This window comes from Streptomyces sp. NPDC057307, assembly GCF_042667665.1.
GTDB lineage: Bacteria > Actinomycetota > Actinomycetes > Streptomycetales > Streptomycetaceae > Streptomyces.
Genome location: NZ_JBHUZM010000228.1, coordinates 1 through 7,556, shown reverse-complemented (window position 1 = coordinate 7,556; position 7,556 = coordinate 1). Strand labels below are relative to the sequence as shown.

The window sequence follows — 7,556 nt, the reverse complement described above, 5'->3', positions numbered from 1 at the left end:
TCCCGTACCCGGCCCCCGGCCGTCGACGTGGCTCAGCCGCCGAGCAGCGGCGGCAGTCCGAGGAGACCGCCGAGAAGGCCGTCGACCGGATTGCCGTTGCCCGCGGGCTCGTCGGCCGGCGGGTCCGGCTGGTCCTGCGGCTCCTTCGGAGGCGTACCGGCGTTGTCGCCGGCGGGCGGGGTGGTGTCCGACGGCGTCGGAGCGGTGTCCACGCCGGAACCCGTCCCCGCCCCCGTCCCCGCCCCTGTCTCCGTGTCCGAACCGGAGCCGGAGGCGACCGTGTCCGCCCCGCCCGCCGAGGTCTCGCGCGGCGCGGCGGCCCCGACGCCCCCGTCCCCCGTGTCGGCCGCTTCGGCGGGAGCCGCCGTGGCCGACGGAGGTACGACGCCCTCCTCCCAGCCCCAGCCTTCGGGCAGGGTCCCGTTCGGGATGGTCGGCTCCCAGCTGGGCTGCTCGGCCTCGCCGTCTGCCCCCTTGACCTCGGCGGCCTCGGCCACCGCGTCCGTCACGCCCGGTATCCGGAGAAACGGCGCGCCGGAGCTGCCCCCGACCAGCGAGGCCGCCACGGTCGTCGCGTAACAGGCGCAGACGATGGCGACCGCCCAGCCGAACCGCCGGAACGTCCGGCCTCGCCGACCGCTGGTGTCGACGAACACCTGTCGCGTCCGCGCCTCACTGTCTCTGTGTGCGTCCACTGAATCCGCATGCCCCCTGGTCTTGTCTCCGCGAGTCGCGGATACGCCCATTCAGACATGTCTTCGGAGTCAACAACGCCATGGATTGGTCGGATTACCCGATCGGCTGAAAACGTTGGTCACTGGCGCGCGGTCAGCGTCCCCGTGTGTTCACGCACCTGCTCCGGCGTCAGATAGGCGTCCGTGAACTCGAAGTCGTGCAGCGAGGCCGGCTTCTGCGCCTGGAACCCGGTCCGTACGAAATCGTCCCCGGCGACGGCGTTGAGCACCCAGTTGGTCAGCACCCGCGCCTTGGCGACATTGGTCCGCAGTGCCGACCAGTGGTAGCCGCGGGCGACGGCCTGGGCCGGCAGCCCGCGCAGTTCGACACCCATGGGCTTGGAGACCGCGTCCCGGCCGCCGAGGTCGACGACGAGGCCCAGATCCTTGTGCTCGTAACTCCGGAGGGGCTGCCGGCGCACCGTGGCGATGACATTGTCCGCGGCCGTACGGCCCTGCCGCATGGCGTGCTGGGCGGTCGGCGGGCAGATCGCGTCGCCGCCCTTCGTCAGGTCCGGCACGGCCCCCGCGTCGCCGAGGGCGAAGACGCCGTCGTGGCCGCCGACCCGCAGCTCGGGCGAGACCACCAGCCGGCCGTGCAGCGTCTCGGCGTCGAACGTGCCGACCAGCGGGCTCGCGACGACGCCCGCCGTCCAGATGAGTGTGCGGCAGGGCAGGACCCGGCCGTCGGTGAAGGTCACCTCGTCGGGGCCCGCCTTGGCGATCGACACCCCCAGCGACACCTCGATCCCGCGCTTGCGGAGGATGTCCAGGGCGGTGGCGCCGAGTTTGTCGCCGAGTTCCGGCATGAGCTTGGGGGCGATGTCGATGAGGTGCCACTTGATCTGCTTCGGGTCCAGCCGCGGGTAGCGCCGCAGGGCGTTGGTGGTGACGCGCTGGAGGCAGGCGGCGGTCTCCGTACCCGCGTAACCGCCGCCGACCACCACGAACTGCAGGCGCGCCGCACGCTCCTGCTCGTCGGGGCTGGCGTCCGCGATGTCGAGCTGCGCGATGACGTGGTCGCGTACGTAGGCGGCCTCGGCGAGTGTCTTCATGCCGCGCGCGTTGTCGACGAGTCCGGGGATGTCGAAGGTGCGGGTGATGCTGCCGGGGGCCAGCACGATGTAGTCGTAGGGCTGGTCGACGATCTCGCCGGTGATCGTCCGGATGACGCAGATCTTCGCCTTCGGATCCACTCCGATGGCCCCGCCGGGGACGATCCGGGTGCGGTGCTTCTTGCTGCGGCGCAGCGAGACCGCGACCGACTGCGGGGTCAGCACTCCCGAGGCCACCTGGGGCAGCAACGGCAGATAGAGCTGGTACGAGAACGGCGTGACCAGGGAGATCTCCGCCTCTCCCGGGGTCAGCTTCCGCTCCAGGCGGCGCACACACGCCACCCCCGCGAAGCCTGCGCCCACTACGAGAATCCTCGGTCGTGCCACGGTGTCCATCCCTTCCGGGTCGTGCTGGGTCGCCCTTCACCTTCCCCGGGACAGGTTTCTCTCACGGACCGATCGGCTCCGCCGCGGACTTCACCACCGCCGTGCTGTTCCTGACGACCAGCCGGGTGGCGAACTCGATCCGGGTGTCGGCCTGGCCGAGACGGGCGTCGGGCCGGTCCCCGCCGCTCTGGTACGCGCTCCGCAGCCGCAGCAGCATCCGGGCGGCCTCCTCGGCCATCTCCACCAGGGGCTGGTGCACGGTCGTGAGCGCCGGGCTGGACCACTGGGCCAGCGGGATGTCGTCGTACCCGACCACGGAGAGGTCTTCCGGCACCTGGACGCCGAGGACCCGCGCGGCCTCCAGTACGCCGAGGGCCTGGAGGTCGCTCCCGGCGAAGACGGCGGTCGGCCGCTCCTGGAGCCGCAGCAGTTCCATCGCGTGGTCGTAGCCGGCCTGGACGTGGAAGTCGCCGAATCGCACGAGACGGGAATCGACCTCCGCGCCGGCCATCGCCATGGCGGAGCGGAAGCCGTCGAGGCGCGCCAGGGAGCAGAGCATGTCCTCGGGGCCGGTGACGACGGCGATGGCGCGGTGGCCGAGGTCGAGCAGATGGCGGGTGGCGGCGAGACCGCCGGCCCAGTTGGCGGAGCCGACGGAGGGTACGTCGGGTTCCGGGTCGCCGGCCGGGTCGATGATGACGAACGGGATGGCCCGTGACCACAGCTTCTTCTTGAGTTCGTCGGGGAGCGTGGAGAAGACCAGCACCACCCCCAGCGGGCGGCGGCGCAGCACCCCTTCCACCCACTCGGCTCCCGGTGAGTGACGGGTTCCGGTCTCCGTGAGTACGACGCTGACGCCGGCGGTCTTGGCGACGTTCTGCATGCCCCGGATCAGCTCCATCGACCAGGCGCTGTCCAGCTCGTGGAAGACGATCTCGATGAGCGGCGCCTCGGGAACGGACGACGAGGAGCGCCGGTAGCCGTGTGCCTCCAGCAGCTCCTCGACCTTGACGCGCGTCGGGGCGGAAACATCGGGGCGCCCGTTGAGCACCTTCGAAACTGTCGAAAGGGAAACGCCCGCCCGGGTGGCCACCTGAGCGAGGGTGACTCGCCGCGCACTCCTGTCATCTCGCATGGGCTGAAGGATAAAGCACGGACTTGTGTAACGGTTTCGCCGAGCGATGACATCGATGTTGACCGGCTCCTGGGTGAACCCTACGGTCGCTCTCCACAGAGACTTTCGGGCAGATTCCCGATACTTTCGAGAGGTCGACCGATGAAGACACGCGCACGGTTCCGTCGAGCCGTCGCAGGCGGCGCGGCGCTGGCTCTGAGTCTGGGCCTGGCGGCCTGCGGCAGCGGCGGCTCCTCCTCCGGCGGTTCGGACGAGTTCCACGTACTCGTCTACGGCGACGCCGGGAACCGGGTGGAGAAGGAGATCGTCGCGGAATTCAACAAGACCTCCGAGGTCAAGGCGGTCCTGGACACCGTTCCCGGCGCCGACTACCAGCAGAAGCTCCAGACGGTCATCAGCACCCCGCAGGCGCCCGACGTGTTCTTCAACTGGGGCGGCGGGAGCATCCAGCCCTTCGTCGAAGCGGGTCTGCTGCTGCCGCTGGACGACATGATCAAGAAGGATCCGGGGCTGAAGGACAACTTCCTGCCGTCGGTCTTCGAAACCGCGCAGGTCGACGGGAAGTCGTACGGCGTCCCGATGCGCGGCACCCAGCCGGTGCTGCTCTTCCACAACAAAAAGGTCCTCGCCGACGCGGGGATCGAGCAGCCCCGCACCTGGGACGACCTGCTGGCGGCGGTGAAGACCCTGAAGGGGGCGGGCGTCACGCCCATCGCTCTCGGCGGCGGCGACAAGTGGACCACGATGATGTGGTTCGAGTATCTGTACGACCGCGTGGCGGGTCCCGAGCTGTTCAAGAAGGCACTCGCGGGCGACAAGGAGGTCTGGGCCGGCGCCGACAGCAGGAAGGCGCTGGACATGCTGAGGCAGCTCATCGACGCGGGCGCCTTCGGTACGAACTACGACTCGGTCAAGTTCACCGACGGCGGCTCCCCCGCCCTGCTGGCGAGCGGCAAGGCGGGCTTCGAACTGATGGGCTCCTGGGCGTACTCCACCCAGCAGGAGGCGGACCCCGACTTCGCGAAGGACGACCTCGGTTACGGCACCTTCCCGAGCGTCGAGGGCGGCAAGGGCGACGCCGCCGACCTCGTCGGCAACACGAACAACTTCTACTCGGTCCGCGAGTCGACCGAACACGCCGACGCCATAGCCGAGTTCCTCAAGCTCATGTACTCGGACAAGTTCGTCGAGGCGCACCTCGCCATCGGCAATCTGCCGACCACCACGAACACCACGAAGTTCCTGGACTCCGCCGACAACCCGGAGTACCTGAAGTACCAGTACGACCTGGTGGACAAGGCGCCCGCGTTCCAGCTCTCGTGGGACCAGGCATACCCGCCGAAGAACATGACGCCCATCTATGTGGCGGTCCAGCAGTTCTTCAACAAGCAGCTCGACGCGGACGGCTTCGTCAAGGCCATGCAAGTCCTCACGACCTCCTGAGGGGAACGTCCGCCATGGTTTCTCCCGTCTCCCCCGTCTCTCCCGCCTCCCCCGTGCGGAACGGGCCCCGGACCGCTCCGGTCCGGGGCCCGGCGGCCCGCCGCAGGACCGGCAGGCCCGGTCTCGGCTGGGCACTGCCCGCCGTCGTGTTCTTCGCACTGTTCGCCGTCGTGCCGCTGGTGCTGGTGGCCGTGCTGTCCTTCACCACCTGGTCGGGCCTGGGCTCACCGGAGTTCGCCGGTTTCGACAACTGGGTGACCCTGTTCCACGACCCGGTGATGATCAAGAGTCTGTGGCTGAGCGTGCTGCTCACCTTCCTGGGGGTGGCCGTCCAGACCCCGCTGAGCATCCTGCTCGGTGTCTGGGCTGCGGGCCCGCAGCGCAACCGGGCGGTGCTGTCGGCGGTCTTCTTCGTCCCGCTGCTGCTGTCGGCCACCGCCGTCTCGGTGCTGTGGCGGGCCCTGCTCGACCCGAACTTCGGAGTCCCCTCGGAGGCCGCCTGGCTCTTCGGGGACGGCAATCTCCTGGGCAGCCGTACGGGAGCCGTCGCCGTCCTGGTCCTGGTGAGCACCTGGCAGTTCACCCCGCTGCACGCCCTGATCCATCAGGGCGCGGCGCGCGCGATCCCCGCGGTCCTCTACCAGGCGGCGGAGATCGACGGCGCCGGGCGGGTGCGGCAGTTCTTCCACATCACCCTGCCGCAACTGCGCAACTCCATCATCACGTCGGTGATCCTCATGGTGGTCGGGGGCCTCACCACCTTCGACACGGTGCTGATCCTCACCCAGGGCGGACCGGGCACCGACACCACGATCACCGCCTACTACATGTACCAGAAGGCGTTCAAGGGCTTCGAGTTCGGCGCCGGCGCGGCCATCGCGCTGCTGCTGGTCCTGGTGGCGACCGTCGTCTCGCTGGTGGTGGTGCGGGTCTCCGGCTACGACAAGATGGCCGGCACCAAGGAGGGCATGTGATGCGGCGCCGCCCCAACTACCTGGCGGGCGTGGGCGTCACGCTCTGGCTGTTCGTCGTCAGCCTGCCGCTGTACGTCATGCTCGGCGCCGGCGTGCAGTCACGCGCGGACTACGGCGCGACCGGCCCGCTCGGCTTCCCGGACCACTTCACCCTCGCCAACTACCTCGACAGCTTCTCGAACGGCTTCGGCCGCTACTTCGTCAACACCCTGATCGTGACGGCCAGTGTGGTCGCGATCGTCGTCCTGCTCGTACCGCCGCTCGCGTTCGCGATCGTCCGCAACCGGGGGCGGGGCACGTCCGGTGTCCTGCGGCTGTTCCTGCTGGGGCTGGCGATACCCGCGCAGGCGGTCATCGTGCCGATGTTCTACGTCATCAGCAAGGCCGGTCTCTACGACAACCTGATCGGCGTCATCCTGCCGACGGCGGCCTTCTGCATGCCGGTCTGCGTGCTCATCCTGACCGGCACCATGCGTGACATCACCGACGACCTCTTCGAGGCGATGGCCATCGACGGGGCGAACGCGCGGCGGGTGTTCTTCCGGCTCGTCGTGCCGCTGTCGAAGAGCGGACTGTCCACGATCGTGGTCTTCGCCGCGCTCCAGGCGTGGAACGGGTTCCTCTTCCCGCTCGTGCTCACCCAGTCCGAGGAGACCAAGGTGCTCACCCTCGGTCTCTACAACTTCCAGACCCAGTACGGCATGGACATCCCGGCCGTGCTGGCCGCCGTGGTGCTGTCCACCGTGCCCGTCCTGCTCGTCTACCTGTTCGCCCGACGGGCCCTGGTCCAGGGGCTGATGGGCGCCGGAGGAAAGTGACCGACAACGTGACCACCGACGCCCCCTCCGGTACGACCACCGCCGGCGAACGCTCCCGAACGGCGGCGCGGGCCGCCCGCGTGGAGGAACTGATCGCCGCCATGACGCTGGAGGAGAAGCTGGCCCAGCTGTACGGCCTGTGGGCGGGCGCCTCCGCCGACGGTGCCGAGGTCGCCCCGCACCAGCACGACATGGACGAGCCTCCCGGCCTGGACGAGCTGCTCCCGCACGGACTCGGCCAGCTGACCCGGCCGTTCGGCACCGTCCCCGTCGATCCGGCCCTGGGAGCGCTGTCCCTGATGCGTACCCAGGAACGGATCGTCGCGGGCAACCGGTTCGGCATCCCGGCGATGGCCCACGACGAGTGCCTGGCGGGCTTCGCCGCGTGGGGCGCCACCACCTATCCGGTCCCGCTCGCCTGGGGCGCCGCCTTCGATCCGGGCCTGGTCCGCACGATGGCGGCGGCGATCGGGAGCGACATGCGGTCCGTGGGACTCCACCAGGGACTCGCCCCCGTACTGGATGTCGTGCGCGACGCGCGGTGGGGGCGGGTCGAGGAGACCATCGGCGAGGACCCGTATCTCGTCGGGACCATCGCTACCGCGTACGTCCAGGGGCTGGAGTCCACCGGTCTCGTCGCCACGCTGAAGCACTTCGCCGGCTACTCGGCCTCCCGCGCCGGCCGCAATCTCGCCCCGGTGAGCATGGGGATCAGGGAGCGCGCCGATGTCATCCTTCTCCCGTTCGAGATGGCGGTCAGGGAGAGCGGCGCGCGGTCGGTGATGCACGCGTACACCGACACCGACGGCATACCCGGAGCGGCGGACGAGCAGTCGCTGACCGGTCTGCTCCGGGAGACCTGGGGCTTCGAGGGCACGGTCGTGGCGGACTACTTCGGCATCGCGTTCCTCAAGTCCCTGCACGGGGTGGCCGCCGACTGGGGCCAGGCGGCGGCCATCGCGCTGTCCGCGGGGGTCGATGTCGAACTGCCCACCGTGAAGACGTTCGGG

7 protein-coding genes are annotated in these 7,556 nt (G+C 69.7%); 4 read left to right on the top strand and 3 right to left on the bottom strand.

All coding sequences use genetic code 11. The features are described 5' to 3' along the window. Nucleotides 1-32: 32 nt before the first annotated feature. From ACFUN8_RS36335 to ACFUN8_RS36325, 3 genes are all read right to left on the bottom strand, one after another. On the bottom strand, nucleotides 33-695 hold the full coding sequence (locus ACFUN8_RS36335) for a hypothetical protein (protein ID WP_383647428.1): 663 nt from the start codon (nucleotides 693-695) through the stop codon (nucleotides 33-35). A 119-nt stretch (nucleotides 696-814) separates the two neighbouring features. Next, a complete protein-coding gene (locus ACFUN8_RS36330; RefSeq protein ID WP_383647426.1) occupies nucleotides 815-2,176 on the bottom strand; it encodes an NAD(P)/FAD-dependent oxidoreductase in 1,362 nt (453 codons plus the stop codon). A gap of 61 nt (nucleotides 2,177-2,237) precedes the next feature. Then, a complete protein-coding gene (locus tag ACFUN8_RS36325; protein ID WP_383647433.1) occupies nucleotides 2,238-3,323 on the bottom strand; it encodes a LacI family DNA-binding transcriptional regulator in 1,086 nt (361 codons plus the stop codon). Nucleotides 3,324-3,452: 129 nt separating this feature from the next. Between ACFUN8_RS36325 and ACFUN8_RS36320 the strand changes: the two genes are divergently transcribed. The 4 genes from ACFUN8_RS36320 to ACFUN8_RS36305 form a co-directional block, all read left to right on the top strand. Continuing rightward, nucleotides 3,453-4,754: an ABC transporter substrate-binding protein gene (locus tag ACFUN8_RS36320; protein WP_383647423.1), complete on the top strand. Its 1,302-nt coding sequence runs from the start codon at nucleotides 3,453-3,455 to the stop codon at nucleotides 4,752-4,754. A 14-nt stretch (nucleotides 4,755-4,768) separates the two neighbouring features. Continuing rightward, nucleotides 4,769-5,728 carry a carbohydrate ABC transporter permease gene (locus tag ACFUN8_RS36315; protein ID WP_383647420.1) on the top strand — a complete coding sequence of 320 codons (960 nt, stop codon included), beginning with the start codon at nucleotides 4,769-4,771 and terminating at the stop codon, nucleotides 5,726-5,728. After that, the gene (locus tag ACFUN8_RS36310; protein ID WP_383647418.1) at nucleotides 5,728-6,546 is read left to right on the top strand and encodes a carbohydrate ABC transporter permease; all 819 of its coding nucleotides are present in this window, start codon (nucleotides 5,728-5,730) and stop codon (nucleotides 6,544-6,546) included. Before ACFUN8_RS36315 ends, ACFUN8_RS36310 begins: the two co-directional genes overlap by 1 nt. A gap of 80 nt (nucleotides 6,547-6,626) precedes the next feature. Further along, nucleotides 6,627-7,556 (top strand): glycoside hydrolase family 3 protein (locus tag ACFUN8_RS36305; RefSeq protein WP_383647430.1); only part of this gene is annotated, 930 nt, incomplete at its 3' end.

Excerpts from the sequence above, each read along its gene's own strand:
- ACFUN8_RS36320 (WP_383647423.1), top strand. The coding sequence starts at position 3,453 with ATGAAGACACGCGCACGGTTCCGTCGAGCCGTCGCAGGCGGCGCGGCG.
- ACFUN8_RS36315 (WP_383647420.1), top strand. The coding sequence starts at position 4,769 with ATGGTTTCTCCCGTCTCCCCCGTCTCTCCCGCCTCCCCCGTGCGGAAC.
- ACFUN8_RS36310 (WP_383647418.1), top strand. The coding sequence starts at position 5,728 with ATGCGGCGCCGCCCCAACTACCTGGCGGGCGTGGGCGTCACGCTCTGG.